This is a genomic window from Luteimonas sp. A478 (genome assembly GCF_054052025.1).
Genome location: NZ_JBSVRF010000005.1, coordinates 89,837 through 104,020 on the forward strand (window position 1 = coordinate 89,837; position 14,184 = coordinate 104,020).

General features: G+C 68.7%; 12 protein-coding genes. 5 read left to right on the forward strand and 7 right to left on the reverse strand.

Going from position 1 to position 14,184, the window contains the following annotated elements:
* Window positions 1-43: 43 nt before the first annotated feature.
* Genes ACW7G3_RS11000 through ACW7G3_RS11015 form a run of 4 tightly spaced genes read right to left on the reverse strand, consistent with a single transcriptional unit; the run spans window position 44 to window position 4,805 of the window.
* The gene (locus tag ACW7G3_RS11000; protein WP_456982780.1) at window positions 44-1,207 is read right to left on the reverse strand and encodes a sensor histidine kinase; all 1,164 of its coding nucleotides are present in this window, start codon (window positions 1,205-1,207) and stop codon (window positions 44-46) included.
* Between the two features lie 51 nt (window positions 1,208-1,258).
* Window positions 1,259-3,103 carry a CIA30 family protein gene (locus ACW7G3_RS11005; RefSeq protein WP_456982781.1) on the reverse strand — a complete coding sequence of 615 codons (1,845 nt, stop codon included), beginning with the start codon at window positions 3,101-3,103 and terminating at the stop codon, window positions 1,259-1,261.
* Window positions 3,104-3,138: 35 nt separating this feature from the next.
* Window positions 3,139-3,903 carry an ABC transporter permease gene (locus ACW7G3_RS11010; RefSeq protein ID WP_456982782.1) on the reverse strand — a complete coding sequence of 255 codons (765 nt, stop codon included), beginning with the start codon at window positions 3,901-3,903 and terminating at the stop codon, window positions 3,139-3,141.
* Window positions 3,900-4,805 carry an ABC transporter ATP-binding protein gene (locus ACW7G3_RS11015; RefSeq protein WP_456982932.1) on the reverse strand — a complete coding sequence of 302 codons (906 nt, stop codon included), beginning with the start codon at window positions 4,803-4,805 and terminating at the stop codon, window positions 3,900-3,902. The genes ACW7G3_RS11010 and ACW7G3_RS11015 overlap by 4 nt, the downstream gene beginning before the upstream one ends.
* Before the next feature lie 144 nt (window positions 4,806-4,949).
* Here ACW7G3_RS11015 and ACW7G3_RS11020 point away from each other — a divergent pair, with 144 nt between their 5' ends.
* The 5 genes from ACW7G3_RS11020 to ACW7G3_RS11040 are packed head-to-tail and all read left to right on the forward strand — an operon-like array spanning window position 4,950 to window position 9,707.
* Window positions 4,950-6,176: an efflux RND transporter periplasmic adaptor subunit gene (locus ACW7G3_RS11020; RefSeq protein WP_456982783.1), complete on the forward strand. Its 1,227-nt coding sequence runs from the start codon at window positions 4,950-4,952 to the stop codon at window positions 6,174-6,176.
* Window positions 6,173-6,877 (forward strand): ABC transporter ATP-binding protein, encoded by a 705-nt coding sequence (locus tag ACW7G3_RS11025; protein ID WP_456982784.1) that lies wholly within the window; start codon window positions 6,173-6,175, stop codon window positions 6,875-6,877. Before ACW7G3_RS11020 ends, ACW7G3_RS11025 begins: the two co-directional genes overlap by 4 nt.
* Before the next feature lie 13 nt (window positions 6,878-6,890).
* Window positions 6,891-8,057 (forward strand): ABC transporter permease, encoded by a 1,167-nt coding sequence (locus tag ACW7G3_RS11030; RefSeq protein WP_456982785.1) that lies wholly within the window; start codon window positions 6,891-6,893, stop codon window positions 8,055-8,057.
* 13 nt (window positions 8,058-8,070) lie between these two features.
* On the forward strand, window positions 8,071-9,390 hold the full coding sequence (locus ACW7G3_RS11035) for an ABC transporter permease (protein WP_456973148.1): 1,320 nt from the start codon (window positions 8,071-8,073) through the stop codon (window positions 9,388-9,390).
* The gene (locus tag ACW7G3_RS11040; RefSeq protein ID WP_456982786.1) at window positions 9,387-9,707 is read left to right on the forward strand and encodes a hypothetical protein; all 321 of its coding nucleotides are present in this window, start codon (window positions 9,387-9,389) and stop codon (window positions 9,705-9,707) included. The genes ACW7G3_RS11035 and ACW7G3_RS11040 overlap by 4 nt, the downstream gene beginning before the upstream one ends.
* Window positions 9,708-9,754: 47 nt before the next feature.
* Here ACW7G3_RS11040 and rarD read toward each other — a convergent pair whose 3' ends face one another.
* From rarD to lipA, 3 genes are all read right to left on the reverse strand, one after another.
* Window positions 9,755-10,672, reverse strand: coding sequence for an EamA family transporter RarD (gene rarD, locus ACW7G3_RS11045; RefSeq protein WP_456973144.1), 918 nt, complete (start codon window positions 10,670-10,672; stop codon window positions 9,755-9,757).
* Between the two features lie 38 nt (window positions 10,673-10,710).
* Complete coding sequence (locus tag ACW7G3_RS11050; protein WP_456982787.1) at window positions 10,711-12,891, reverse strand: carboxy terminal-processing peptidase; 2,181 nt, start codon at window positions 12,889-12,891, stop codon at window positions 10,711-10,713.
* A 207-nt stretch (window positions 12,892-13,098) separates the two neighbouring features.
* Window positions 13,099-14,106 carry a lipoyl synthase gene (gene lipA, locus ACW7G3_RS11055; protein ID WP_456973140.1) on the reverse strand — a complete coding sequence of 336 codons (1,008 nt, stop codon included), beginning with the start codon at window positions 14,104-14,106 and terminating at the stop codon, window positions 13,099-13,101.
* Window positions 14,107-14,184: the final 78 nt, after the last annotated feature.

Sequence of the window (14,184 nt, forward strand, 5' to 3'; positions counted from 1 at the left end):
GCACGCTACCAGACCCACGCGGCTTCGCGCGCATGGCGCGCTCCTACGGCCCAACGTTGGCGGCGAGCGGGAGGCGGGCCTCGAGGCGGGTGCCGCCGCGCGTGCCCGGCCCGATGCGCAGGCTGCCGCGCGCGCCCTCCAGCCGCTCGCGCATGCCCGCCAGTCCGTTGCCGGGAACGATCGCGCCTCCGCGGCCATCGTCCTCGATCAGCAGCACCGCATCCCCGCCCTCCACCGAGAACCTCACATTCGCTATGCCAGCCCGGGCATGGCGCTGGATGTTGGTCACCGCTTCGCGCACCGTCAGCGCAAGGATCGACTCGACGCCCGGCGGCAGTGCGAGCCCCTCCCCGCCCGCGTCGAACTCGTAGCCGAAATCCACCCCATCGGTCTCCAGCAGCAGCCGGGCGGAGGCAAGCTCGCCGGCCAGTTCCGCGGCGCGGATGCCACTGACCGCGCGACGCACCTGGTCCAGCGCCTGCCGCGCGCCGGCAGCGACCTCCTCTATCTCGCGTTGGGCTGCAGAGGGATCGCGCCTGATCAGGCGCGCGGCCAGGTCCGATTTCAGCGCCACCATCGACAGGGTCTGGCCGAGCAGATCATGCAGGTCACGGCCGATGCGCTCGCGCTCGGCGGTTGATGCCAGCCGCCGGATCTCTTCATGGGACAGCTTGAGCGCGGCATCCTTGCGCTGGTTGGCGCGTTCGACATGGATCAGGGGCCCGACGATCAGCACCACCAGCGGCATCCACACCACCGCCTGCCATGGGTAACCGAGCCACAGCGCGTAGCCGACAAAGCCCGCGCCGAGCAGCAACAGCCGCGCCAACGTCGCGGGCAGGGAACGATTGCCGTGGACGTGCAGGTACACGCAGCCGAACACGAAGTAGCTCATGCCTGCCGGGTACCACCGCAGCAGCACCAGGCACAGCACGATCATGGCCACTGCCGGTCGCCACGCGTTGCGTTCGGGTACCGTCACCGCCCGCCCGAACAGGACCAGGAACAGCGGATATGACACCAGCGTCAGGGCCAGCCATTGCGAGTTGTAGCCGCCCGGGGTGAACGCCGGGGTGATGAATACCCACGCCGTCCACATCAGATGCACCAGCTCGGTCCAGGCCGCCCTGTCCTGACGCATGGCACAGCCGACCAGCGAATCCGGGGCCGGCGCGAACCAGCGCGCGATGACACCGGTGCCGGACATCAGCCGCCCTCCCCGGGGCCGCAGGTCCGCGCGGCGGCGCACAGCGCGGCGTCAGGGCAGCTCGACATGATCGAGGGAAAATTCAAATGACCCGGCCGGCTGGCCGGCGGTGAAGGCGATGCCACGAACCAGCGACAGGTCTGCCCCCGGGAAGTCGGCCAGCGCCAGCCGCACCTCAGCCCACTCCGAACCGGCCTGGAAGGTCAGCGTGCTCGGCATGCCCTGCACGGACGGGCCGGAGAACAGCATGGCGTTGTAGCTGCGGCCATCGCCGCGGACCTGGAACACCAGCTCGCTGCGGGTGGACAGGTCCACCGGCTGCATCGGCTCGGCGGCTGGGAAGAACATCACTCCGGCCCACGGGAACGGGAAACCCGGGCGGATTTCACCGGTCACCTCAAGCGCGCCTGGTGAACTATTGGCACCGCCTGGCACCAGCCGGTGCTCGACCGTCGAAGCGCCACCGGCCATCTGGTCCGTGGTGGGCTGCCAGCTCCCGAACGCTGCGCTGACAGAGTCTGAATCGAAGTCGCTGATCAGGGTCTGCTCCGGAGCCGCCTGCGCGGCAGGCGCCGCGGCCGATGGATCGCGCCCGATCCGATAGCCGTTCTTCCAGACCCCCACGATCGCGCGAGTTGCGGTGATGTCGGTCCGCGGATCGCCGTCCACCAGCAGCAGGTCGGCGCGCATGCCGGGCGCAATGCGACCGCGGTCCCCGATCCCGAAGCGTCGGGCCGGGAGCGCCGTGGCGGCGGCCAGTGCCTGCGCCGGCTCCAGACCGGCGCGGACCAGCAGCTCGAGCTCGCCATGCATGCTCACCCCATGCGCGGTGCCGGGGTTGGGAGCGTCGGTGCCGGCCAGGATGGTGACCCCCGCAGCATGCAGGGCGCGCACGCTGGCAAGCGCCTGCTCAAGCCGGTCACTGCGTGGAACGCCCGGGATCACCGCGCCAAGCGTCGCACGTTGCTCGCCAGTCAGCGTCGGACCAAGGCGGGGGTCCGCTGCCAGCGCGGCGCCCTCGCCCGCCCCGGAGAACGAGGCCAGGACCGACAGCGTTGGCACCACGAATGCATCGCCTGCCAGGGCTGCATCGATGAAACCCTGGTCGACCGGCTGGTCAGCGAAGATATGCACCAGCCCGTCCGCCCCGGCGTCGATTGCATGGCGGGAGTCACGCAGCGTCGAGGCATGCACCACGGCGAGACGGTCCGCGGCGTGGGCCGCGCCGATCACCGCCGTCACCTGGTCCGGTGTGAGTGTCGGCAGCGACGGCGCGCCCGGATAGGCGCTCATGTCTTCCACGATCAGCTTGATGAAATCGACACCCTCATCCAGCCGCTCGCCGATGAAGGCCTCAACGTTGGTATTGGCATCGATCGCAGGCACCGGGAATCCGTACTGGGTGCCGTGCCCGCCCGGCGCGGTGACCGCGTAGCCGGACGCCCACAGGTCAGCCAGGCCGGTATCGGCCAGCGATTCGCGCTGCTGGCGAAGTTGCGGCAGGCGATCGACCATCCCGTGCATGTCGAAGGCGGTGGTGACGCCAAACCGCACCGCGTCGCGCCGCGCGTCTCCCCAGGCATGCACGTGGGCATCGATCAGTCCGGGGAGCAGGGTCCTGCCGGTGCCATCGATCACCGGCAGCCCCTCAGGCACTGCGATATCGGCACCTACCGACTCGATCAATCCGTCGCGCACCACCACGGTGGCAATGCCGATGTCACCCTCGCCGTCGAACACGCGCGCATCGCGGATCGCGAAGCTGTTGCCCGGCGCCTCTGCCTCTGCTTCTCCATCGCTGCCAGTGCGATCACCGGCGTTGCCCTGCAGCGCCACCGCGAGGCCGAGCACCCCCGCCAGGGCCGCGAAGGCCAGGATTTCCGGAAGTCGTTTCATGGGTCGATTCTCCTGGGACACTGTGGACAGGACACTCAGACGGCGGCCGCCAACCGGCGCTGCGCAAGGATGAAGAACACGCCGGTGACCACCCCCAGCACGCCCAGATGCAGCCACAGGCTGCCACCGGCATCGTGGCCCACGACCTTCATCGCAGCCTGGCCCAGATGGTACGCCGGCCACACCGGTGCCAGGCGGTTGAAGACCTCCGGCAGCACCGACAGCGGCATCCACAGGCCGGACAGGAACGCCATCGGCAGGAACAGGATATTGACCACGGCCACGGCGGCGTTGCCACCCACCAGACTGCCGATATACAGCCCAAGCGCGCAGAACGGCAGCACACCCAGCACGTTGACCACAAACAGCAACAGCCATTGCCAGGGCGCCAGCACCACGCCGCCCAGGGTGGCTGCAAGCACCGCCAGCAGCAGCGAGATCACCGCCGCGAACGCCATCGCCGCTGCCATCTTCGCCAGCAGCCATGCACCTGGCGGGGCCGGCAGCGCGCGCTTGAGCCGCAACAATCCCCGCTCGCGCTCATGCGCGATACCCGCGCCAAACCCGAACAGGGCCGCGCCCATGATCCCGAACACGCCGTAGCCGGCCAGCATGTATTCCGCGTTGGCCGCGCTGCGCGACAACATGACCCCGAACAGCAGGTAGAAGGCGGTGGGAAACAGCAGCGTGGGAAGCACGAAAGCCGGCTCGCGCAGCTGCCGCAGCAGCTCGTACCTGGCTTCAAGCAGGTAGCAGCGCCAGGGCGAAAAAGATCGGGAGTGGGCGATGGCGGCCATCATGCGGCTTCCTGTTCACGGGTGAGGTGGATGAATGCATCGGCGAGGCCGGCGCGCAGCACTTCCAGGTCCTGCAGTGCCGGATCGGCCTCGAGCAGGCGGCGGACCACCGGCTCGGCCGTAGCGGCCACGATCTCCAGCCGGTCGCTGTCACGGCTGGCAGACAGCACCTGCGGCCAGGTGGATATCAGCGCTGCATCGAGCGTCGAGACGCAGCGGATGCGCCGCTGGGCAACGTGCGAGCGGATCTCGCCCACGCTGCCCGCGGCCACGACCCGACCGCGATCAAGCACCACCACCCGGTCGGACAGCGCCTCGGCTTCTTCCAGGTAATGGGTGGTCAGCAGCACGCCGCAGCCTTCGGCGACGAGCGCGCGCACCGCCTGCCACAGCTGCTGGCGGGCCTGGATATCCAGTCCCGTGGTCGGCTCGTCCAGGAACAGCAGCCGCGGGTTACCGCACACGGCCAGCGCGAACTGGACCCGGCGCTGCTGCCCTCCCGACAGCTTGTCGTAGCGACGGTCGAGCAGTCCCTGCAGTCCGGCAAGGGCCGCGCAGTCGTCAATGCTGCGCGGCTGCGGATAGTAGCTGCAGGTCAGCCGCAGCAGCTCCTGCACCTTGAGATCGCCGTGGACCCCGCCCTCCTGCAGCATCACCCCGGTGCGCCTGCGCGCCTGCATGGATCCCGGCGGGCCGTCGAACAACGCCACTTCGCCGGCGTCGGCCCTGAGCAGGCCCAGCAGCAATCCGATCGCGGTGCTCTTGCCGGCGCCGTTGGCGCCAAGCACCGAAACGACCTCCCCCGCGTGCACCTGGAGATCGACGCCGTCCAGTGCGATGACGTCGCCGTAGCGTTTGCGGGCGGCCTGCAGCCGGGCAAGGGGAAGCGGGTGGTGGTGGGTGATCATGTCCATGGCGCCCATCGTCCACGCCTGCAGCCGGCGGCGACAGTCGCAACGGTCAGCCAGCGGAGATGACAGGTGTCACGTGACTCGGCCCCACGCGACGTTTAGGCGACAATCGGGACATCCGCACCAACGGCAGAGCCGATGAACACCAAAGCAGACCTGCTCAGGGAACTCCGTATCGACCGCACGCCTGCTCCACCGCCATCGCGCCGATGGAAGTGGATCGTGCTTGCCGTAGTCGCCGCACTGGTGCTGATACTGGCCGCATCGGCGCTGCTCGGCCGCGACGCGCCGGTAGAGGTGCGGGTGGCGCCGGTGGTCGTGGGCGGTGCCGGTGCGGCCCCGACATCGGTGCTGGATGCCAGCGGCTACGTGGTCGCACGGCGCATGGCCACGGTGTCAGCAAAGATCACCGGCCGGGTGCGCGAGGTGCTGATCGAGGAAGGCATGGCGGTCGAAGAAGGCCAGGTGATGGCCACCCTCGACCCGATCGATGCCGACGCCCAGCGCAATCTCTCCGCCGCGCAGCTCGCCGCCGTACGTACCCAGGTGGCGAACGTCGAGGCCCAGCTCAAGGAAGCCGAGGCCAACGCCGGACGGCTGCTGTCCCTGGTGGACCAGCAGCTGGTGTCCCGCGCGCAGTACGAACAGGCCGTGGCCCAGCGCGATTCACTGCGCGCCCAGCTGGCTTCCACACAGCGCCAGGTCGACGTGGCTGCCGACCAGCTGCACATCGCCGACCTCGGCGTGGACAACACCATCGTGCGCGCGCCGTTCGCCGGCGTGGTCATCGCCAAGGCGGCGCAGCCTGGCGAAATCGTTTCGCCGCTGTCTGCCGGCGGCGGCTTCACCCGCACCGGCATCGGCACGGTGGTGGACATGGACTCGCTGGAGGTGGAGGTCGACGTGGGCGAGGCCTACATCGGCCGGGTGCAGCCGAAGATGCCGGTCCAAGCCACTCTCAATGCCTACCCGGACTGGAAGATCCCGGCCGAGGTGATTGCCATCATTCCCGCCGCAGATCGCGGCAAGGCCACGGTCAAGGTGCGCATCGCATTGCTGGAAAAAGACGCGCGGATCGTGCCGGACATGGGCGCATCGGTGAGCTTCCTGGAGCAGGCGCCCGAGCTGGAGGACGGCGAGGCGCCGAGCCTGCGGATCCCCGCCGAAGCGGTGGTCGATCGCGATGGCGCCACGGTTGCATTCACGGTCGACACTGAAGGCCGCGTGCAGCAGCAGGCGCTTGAGCTGGGGGACACCGTTGGCGCTCAGCGCGAGGTCAACTCGGGACTTTCAGCCGGCGACCGCGTCGTCCTCGATCCACCCTCAGGCCTGGCCGACGGCGACCGGGTGCAGGTGCTGCAGTGAACCGCACTCCGCCGCCGCTTGTCTCGGTCCGCAACCTGGGCAAGTCCTACCAGCGCGGTCCGGAGAAGGTCGAAGTGCTCCAGGGCCTGGACCTGGAGATCGCCGAGGGCGATTTCGTCGCGCTGATGGGTCCGTCCGGCTCCGGCAAATCGACCCTGCTGAACCTGATCGGCGGACTCGACACGCCCAGTGCCGGCGAGATCGAGGTGGCCGGCGAGCGCATCGACCAGATGGGACCCGGCCAGCTCGCCACCTGGCGCAGCCGCCACGTCGGCTACATCTTCCAGTTCTACAACCTGATGCCCGCGCTGAGCGCGCAGAAGAACGTGGAGCTGCCGCTGCTGCTGACCAACCTCAGCGCCGCCCGGCGCCGGCGCAACGCGGAAATCGCCCTCGCCCTGGTGGATCTGGCCGATCGCACCCGGCACAAGCCCAACGAGCTGTCCGGTGGCCAGCAGCAACGGGTGGCAATCGCCCGGGCCATCGTTTCCGACCCCACCCTGCTGATCTGCGACGAGCCCACCGGCGACCTGGACCGGCAGTCCGCGGAGGAGATCCTCGGCCTGCTGCAGGAACTCAACCGCGAATACGGCAAGACCATCGTGATGGTCACCCACGATCCCAAGGCCGCCGAGCACGCCTCGCACACCCTGCACCTGGACAAGGGCGTGCTGGTCGAACAGCCCGCGCAAGCGGTGTGACCGGGGCGCGGGCATGAAGTACATGCACCTGATCTGGGCCGCCCTGTTCCGGCGCAAGGCGCGGACGTTCCTGACCCTGGCCTCGATCATGGCCGCGTTCCTGCTGTTCGGCCTGCTCGACGGCATCCGCACCGCATTCGTGCAGATCGGACAGAGCGCCCAGGGCGCCCAGCGCCTGCAGACCAGCTCGCGGCTGTCGTTCATGGACACCCTGCCGCTGGCGCTGCGCCCGCGCATCGCGCAGGTGGACGGCGTGGCTGACGTGTCCTGGGCCAACTGGTTCCTGGCCACCTACCAGAGCCCGCGCAACCAGATATTCGCCTTCGCGGTGGCCGGCAACTACCTGGACCTCTACCCCGAATACGAGGCCTCGCGGGAAGCCCGTGAGGGGTTCGCACGCACCCGCAGCGGGATCCTGGTCGGCCAGGAAACCGCGGACCGGTTCGACTGGAAGGTGGGTGACCGCATTCCGTTGCTGTCATCGATCTATCCCAACAGCGACGGCAGCATGGACTGGGAGTTCGACGTGGTCGGCATCCTCAGCGAAGCCGGCAACAACGACTATCCGCTGGCCAACGTGGTCATCCTGATGCGCTACGACTACTTCGAAGAGTCCACGCCCTACGTCAACGGCGACGTGGGCTGGTACATCGCAAGGGTGGCCGACGTGCACCAGTCAGACCGGATCGCCCGCGACATCGATGCCCTGTCGGCCAACTCGCGCCACGAAACCCGCAGCATGAGCGAGCAGGCGGCGATGGCCTCCCAAGTGCGGCAGATGGCCGACGTCGGGCTGATCGTGGGCTCGATCATGGGCGCGGTGTTCTTCACCCTGCTGCTGCTGACCGGCAACACCATGGCCCAGGCGGTGCGTGAGCGGACCTCGGAGATCGGCGTGCTGAAGACGCTCGGCTTCACCAGCACCAGCGTGCTGCTGATGATCCTGGCCGAGTCGGTGCTGCTGGTGCTGATCGGCGGGGTGGCCGGCCTGGGGCTGGCGATGCTGGCCGGTCCCGCGGTCGGCCAGGCCAGCGGCGGCATGATCACCCTGCCCCCGGTGGGCCTGCAGAGCTGGCTGCTTGGGCTGGCGCTGATGGTCACCATCGGCGTGGTGATCGGCGTGCTGCCGGCGGTGCGCGGCATGCGCCTGTCCATCGTTGACGCGCTGGCCGGGCGCTGAGGGAGAGACCGGGATGAAACTCCGCTCCATGCTCCAGGGTCTTGCACTGGGCGCGGTCGTGTTGGTCGGCCTGGTCGCGTGGATTGCCCTGCCCTGGCCGGTGCTGCTGGCCCTGGCAATCGCGTTTTCCGGCTGGATGCTGGGCACCCGCAGCGGCCGCCAGGCCGGTTCCGTCACCCGGGTGGGCGTGAGCACGCTGCCCCAGCGGCTGGGCGCATCCTCGGTGGTAGTGGTCGGCATCGCCGGCGTGGTGGCGGTGCTGGTGGCGCTGCTGGCAATGGCCGAGGGCTATCGGCAGACGGTTGCTTCGACCGGCGACGAAGGCACCGCCATCGTGCTGCGCGGAGGGTCCGGGGCGGAGGTTCTTTCGGTGCTCTCGCGCGAAAATCTGGTCACCATCGCACAGGCGCCGCAGGTCGCGCGCAATGCCGACAACGTGCCGCTGGCTTCGGCCGAACTGGTCGTGGCCGCCAGCCTCACCCGGCGCGGCGCCGCCGCGGAGGACGGCAGCGTGCAGCTGCGCGGCGTGGATCCGGTGGCTTGGGAAGTGCGCCCGGCGATGCGCATCATCGAAGGCCGCGCGCTGGAGTCCGGGCGCCGCGAGCTGGTGGTCGGGCGCGGCGCGAGGCAGCAGTTCGCCGGCCTGGATCCCGGCGGCGAGATCCGTCTGGGGCCCGACCTGTGGCGGATCGTGGGCGTGTTCGAATCCGGCGACGCGATGGAATCGGAAATCTGGGGCGACGCGGGAATCGTTGCTACCACCTACCGGCGCGGCAGCAGCCGCAATTCGTTGACCGCGCGCCTGACCGGTCCTGACGCGTTCGCGGCGTTCGCGGCCGCGCTCGAGGCTGACCCACGGGTGGAGGTGAAAGTGGAAACCACCGCGGATTATTTTGCGCGCCAGTCCGAGGGCATGACCCTGGTGCTGCGCATTATCGGGCTCGTGGTCGGCTCGATCATGGCCATCGGCGCGGTGTTCGGCGCGCTCAACACCATGTTCGCCACCGTCGCCGCGCGGGCACGCGAGATCGCCACCCTGCGCGCGATCGGCTTCCGCGGCCTGCCGGTGGTGGTGGCGGTGATGCTTGAGACCATGCTGCTTGCGGCCATTGGCGGCGCGCTTGGCGGGCTGATTGCATGGCTGGTGTTCAACGGCTATACCGCCTCCACCCTGGCCGGCGGCGTGGGCCAGCTGACCTTCGAGTTCAGGGTCACGCCGCAGCTGCTGTGGAACGGCCTGAAGTGGGCATTGGCGATCGGCTTCGTCGGCGGCCTGTTTCCGGCGGTGCGTGCCGCGCAGCTCCCGGTAACGACGGCGCTGAGGGCGGCATGAGCGGCAAGCGCGCAGTTACGGACACTTCGTCGGCAGCGCTGCGGCGCCTTTCCGGCAGCGAACTGGACGCGCTCTACGAACAATTCCATCGCCGGGTGTTTGCCTTCTACGACGGCATCGACGACCTGCCCGAGGCCAAGCGGGGGGCCGCGCAGGTGCGCGCCCGGAACCTGGCCGAACCGCTGATCGACCAGGCCCGGGCAGTGCATGCCGAACGCGTGCGCCGGCTGCGGCTGAAGGCGCGGCGCTGGTGGATCGCCACCGTGGCCGTGGCAGTGGCCGGAAGCGCGGTGATCGCCTGGCTCGCCGTGCGCTGAAGCGCCCGCGGCTTCGCGCGCATGGCGCGCTCCTACACCACAGGCTCCTACACGACGGGGGCGACCGCGCGGCGGCGGGCGCGCAGCAGGCCGTCGGTGGCGAAGATTGCCAGCGCGATCCAGATGAAGCCGAAGCCGATGGCCCGGTCGCGGCCAAACGGTTCGCCCAGAATCAGCACGCCGCACAGCAGCTGCAGGGTCGGGGCGATGTACTGGATCAGCCCGATCAGCGTGAACGGGATCCGCCGCACCGCGTAGGCGAAGCCGATCAGCGGCAAGGCGCTCAGCGCGCCTGCCAGCACCAGCATCAGCGCCACCGGCGCGCCCCATGCGAACAGTCCCCCGCCTCCCGGGGCACCTGCCGTCAAAGCCAGCAGCACCAGCGCCACCGGCAGCATGTACAGGCTCTCCACTCCCAGCCCGCGCACCGGCCCGACGCTGAGCTGGCGGCGGATCAACCCGTACAGGGAAAACGAGCCCGCCAGGGCCAGCGCAATCCACGGGAAGCTGCCGTAGTTGAAGGTCAGCCACAGCACGCCACCCCCTGCGATGGCCACCGAGATCCACTGCACCCGGTTCAAGCGCTCGCGCAGCAGCACCACGCCGATCAGCACGTTGAACAGGGGATTGACGAAGTAGCCCAGGCTGCTTTCGACCACGTGCCCGGCGTTGACCGCCCAGATGTACAGCCCCCAGTTGAACGCGATCAGCACCCCGCTCAGGGCCAGCATCCAGGCCGCGCGGGGCTGGGACAGCGTCTCCCGCAGCCAGCCGCGGCCGTATTTGTAGAACAGCCATGCGGCCACCAGCACCGCACCCCACAGGACGCGGTGCAGCACGATCTGCAGCGAGGGCACCGCCTTGAGCAGGTGCCAGTACAGCGGCATCAGTCCCCACAGGACGAACGCCGCCACGGCGGTCCACAGGCCGCGGCGATCAACGCCGCCGGCCGATCCGGAATTCACGGGAACTGTTCCTTCGGGTGACGGTCAGCCGGGCCTGCTCAGCGGGCCCAGCTTCCAGGGCGGGTCGATTCGGGCAGTACCTGCGCCGAGATCACGCGATCGCTGTCCAGCAGGCGCATGGCATCGGCCAGGATCGCCGCGGCTTCGTCCCGCTGCGGATCCGGACGCTCCTCCGCGGCCTTCACCCGGGCGGTGTCGACCAGGATGTCGCGTTCGTTGGCGTGCAGGCCGTCATCGCGATCCTCGGCCAGCGGATCCAGCGGCAGGCCCAGTTCGCGACGGATCTCCTGGCGCTCGCGGCGCTTGCGGTCCTGACGGTCACGCTCGGCTCGGCGCTCGGCCTCGTTGAGCACCACGTACTTCTTTTCCCGCTCGGCGCGCGACTCGGCCACGTCTTCCAGGAACCACTGGAACTCATGGTGCTCCTCCACCCGCGCCTCATGCAGCGCGGTCAGGCGCGGCAGGATCGGCTTGAAGTCACCGTAGCGGGTGTGTGGCACCTCCGCGATCCGATTCCACGGCAGCGCGTTGTCGTAGGTGCTCTCACCGAATTCGGTCGCGTCCACCGTCACCGGGAACAGGATGTCCGGCACCACGCCGCGGTTCTGGGTGCTGCTGCCCCCGGGAAGGTAGAACTGGGCGACGGTCAGCTTGACCGAGCCATAACGCTGGTCCTCGCCAGAAGGCATCCGGTCCAGGTCGATCAGGTTCTGCACCGTGCCCTTGCCGAAGGTGGTCTCACCAATCACCAGGCCACGACCGTAATCCTGGATGGCGCCGGCCACGATCTCCGAGGCCGATGCCGAACCGCGGTTGATCAGCACCGCCAGCGGCCCTTCCCACGCCACGCCAGGCGTACGCACGCCTTCAACGTTCACCCGCCCGCCGGATTCGCGCACCTGGACCACCGGGCCGGTGTCGATGAACAGCCCGGTCAGTTCGACCGCCTCATTGAGCGATCCGCCACCGTTGCCGCGCAGGTCGAGCACCACGCCGTCGACGCCGTCACCCTTGAACGTTTCCAGGATACGGCCCACGTCACGGGTGGCCGAGGTGTAGTCACCGTCGCGATTACGGCGGCCCTGGAAGTCCTGGTAGAACGCCGGCAGCTCGATCACGCCGATCCGCTTGTCGGCCTCGCCGTCGGCGCCGTTGACCTCGATCACTTCGGACTTGGCCGCCTGCTCCTCCAGCTGCACCCGCGCGCGGGTCAGCACGATATACACCGGCTCGCTGTCCAGGCCCGAACCCGCCGGAATCACCTCCAGGCGCACCTGGGTGTCCTTGGGACCCTTGATCTTCTCGACCACGTCGTCGATGCGCCAGCCCACCACGTCCTCAACCGGGCCGTCAGTGCCCTGACCCACGCCGGTGATCCGGTCGCCGGGGCGGAACTTGCCGCTCATCGCCGCGGGGCCACCAGCAATCAGCTCGCGGATCACGACCACGTCGTCCTGCTTCTGCAACTGGGCGCCGATGCCCTCCAACGACAGCGACATGCTCTGGTTGAACAGGTCCGTGCTGCGCGGATTGAAGTAATCGGTGTGCGGATCAATCGACGCGGTGTAGGCGTTGAGGAAGGTCTGGAACGCGTCCTCGCCCCCCAGCTGGGCCACGTTGTTGGCCAGGTTCTGGTAGCGGCGGTCCAGCGTCGTGCGGATCTCGTCACCCTCGCGTCCGGCCAGCACCAGCCGCAGCCAGTCGTTGCGCACCGACTGGCGCCACACCTCTTCCAGTTCCTCAGTGGTGGCCCACTCGGCGTCCTTGCGGTCGTATTCCCAGCGATCGTCGCCGGTGAAGTCGAAGATGTCCTGCTCCAGCAGGCTGCGCGCGTACTCCACCCGCTCGTTCACCCGCTCCTTGTACAGGGCGAAGATGGCGTAGGCCGGCTCAAGCTTGCCCATGCGCACGGCGGCGCCCATCTGCGGGCGGTAGGGCTCGAACTGCTCCACGTCGTCCGCGGTGAGGAACATCCTGTTGCCGTCCAGCGACTTCAGGTAGCCATCGAAGATGTCCGAGGACATCTCCGCGTCCATCGCCCGTGGCCGGTAGACGAAGCGGCTGTCGGAGAGCAGGCCATATACCAGCCTGGAAGTACGCACCTGGTCCAGGCTGGCCGAATCGGGAATCGCTTCGCCGTCGGCGCGCGCCATCAGGGCCAGCGGCACCGACAGGGTCAGCGCGATCAGCGCGGTGGAGATCAGGCGGGAGGCTTTCATGCGGCGACTCATTACCTCGTGGGAGCCAGCGTGCAGGCTGGCAGATTGAATATGGGAGTGGACTTGGACGCGGTCACAGTGCCGAAAGTTTCACCCGGCCCGGATGCGCCCTGCTGGTCGTGGTTTCCACTCTAACCGCCGCTCGTGGCCTTGGAGTGAACGGGACTTGCGCCCCGCTCAGGACAGGCCGGGATCCGCCTGGACCGGTCAGGCAGCGACGCCGGCTTCCATCGCCTGGCGGTCGGCGTGGTAGGACGAGCGCACCAGCGGGCCGGAGGCCACGTGAGTGAAGCCCAGTTCCATGCCGTATTCCTCCAGCGCCTTGAACTCCTCCGGCGTCCAGTAGCGCAGCACCGGGTGGTGGTGCGCACTGGGCTGCAGATACTGGCCGATGGTGACCATGTCCACGTCGTGGGCACGCATGTCGCGCAGGGTGGCCTGTACCTGTTCCATCGTCTCGCCCAGGCCGAGCATGATCCCGGACTTGGTCGGCAGGTGCGGATGCTGCGCCTTGAACTTCTGCAGCAGGGTCAGTGACCACTGGTAATCCGCACCCGGACGCACATTGCGGTACAGGTCGGGCACGGTTTCCACGTTGTGGTTGAACACGTCCGGCGGGTTGACGGCCAGGATCTCCAGCGCGCGGTCCATGCGGCCGCGGCCGCGGAAATCCGGGGTCAGGATCTCGACCTTGGTGTTCGGGGTCTGCTCGCGGATGGCGGTGATGCAGTCGACGAAATGCTGGGCGCCGCCGTCGCGCAGGTCGTCGCGGTCCACGCTGGTGACCACGACGTACTTCAGGCCCATGTCGGCGACGGTTTCCGCCAGGCGCCGGGGCTCATCGGCATCCGGGGGCTTGGGCCGGCCGTGAGCCACATCGCAGAAGCTGCAGCGCCGGGTGCACACGTCGCCCAGGATCATGAAGGTGGCGGTGCCGTGGCCGAAGCATTCGTGGATGTTGGGGCAGCTCGCGTCCTCGCACACGGTCACCAGGCGGTTCTCGCGCAGCTTCGACTTGAGCGCGGCGACGGCGCCGTTGGACGGGATGCGTACGCGGATCCAGGACGGCTTGCGCAGCACCGGGGCTTCCACGAATTCCACCGGCGAACGGCCGATCTTGTCACCAGCCACTTGGCGCTCACCCGGGCGCAGGGAACCCTGGGCCGGGGGCGGCGTAACCACCTGCATCGGGATCGACTTGTCTGCAGAACTCATGGCGTACCGGAAGGCTGTTGCACGGGCCAAGCATTGTAGACCACGGGGATGGCGCGTTCCGGCGCCGGGCGGAACGCT

Excerpts from the sequence above, each read along its gene's own strand:
- ACW7G3_RS11020 (WP_456982783.1), top strand. The coding sequence starts at position 4,950 with ATGAACACCAAAGCAGACCTGCTCAGGGAACTCCGTATCGACCGCACG.
- ACW7G3_RS11030 (WP_456982785.1), top strand. The coding sequence starts at position 6,891 with ATGAAGTACATGCACCTGATCTGGGCCGCCCTGTTCCGGCGCAAGGCG.
- ACW7G3_RS11005 (WP_456982781.1), bottom strand. The coding sequence starts at position 3,103 with ATGAAACGACTTCCGGAAATCCTGGCCTTCGCGGCCCTGGCGGGGGTG.
- lipA (WP_456973140.1), bottom strand. The coding sequence starts at position 14,106 with ATGAGTTCTGCAGACAAGTCGATCCCGATGCAGGTGGTTACGCCGCCC.
- ACW7G3_RS11035 (WP_456973148.1), top strand. The coding sequence starts at position 8,071 with ATGAAACTCCGCTCCATGCTCCAGGGTCTTGCACTGGGCGCGGTCGTG.
- ACW7G3_RS11040 (WP_456982786.1), top strand. The coding sequence starts at position 9,387 with ATGAGCGGCAAGCGCGCAGTTACGGACACTTCGTCGGCAGCGCTGCGG.
- ACW7G3_RS11000 (WP_456982780.1), bottom strand. The coding sequence starts at position 1,207 with ATGTCCGGCACCGGTGTCATCGCGCGCTGGTTCGCGCCGGCCCCGGAT.
- ACW7G3_RS11010 (WP_456982782.1), bottom strand. The coding sequence starts at position 3,903 with ATGATGGCCGCCATCGCCCACTCCCGATCTTTTTCGCCCTGGCGCTGC.
- ACW7G3_RS11050 (WP_456982787.1), bottom strand. The coding sequence starts at position 12,891 with ATGAAAGCCTCCCGCCTGATCTCCACCGCGCTGATCGCGCTGACCCTG.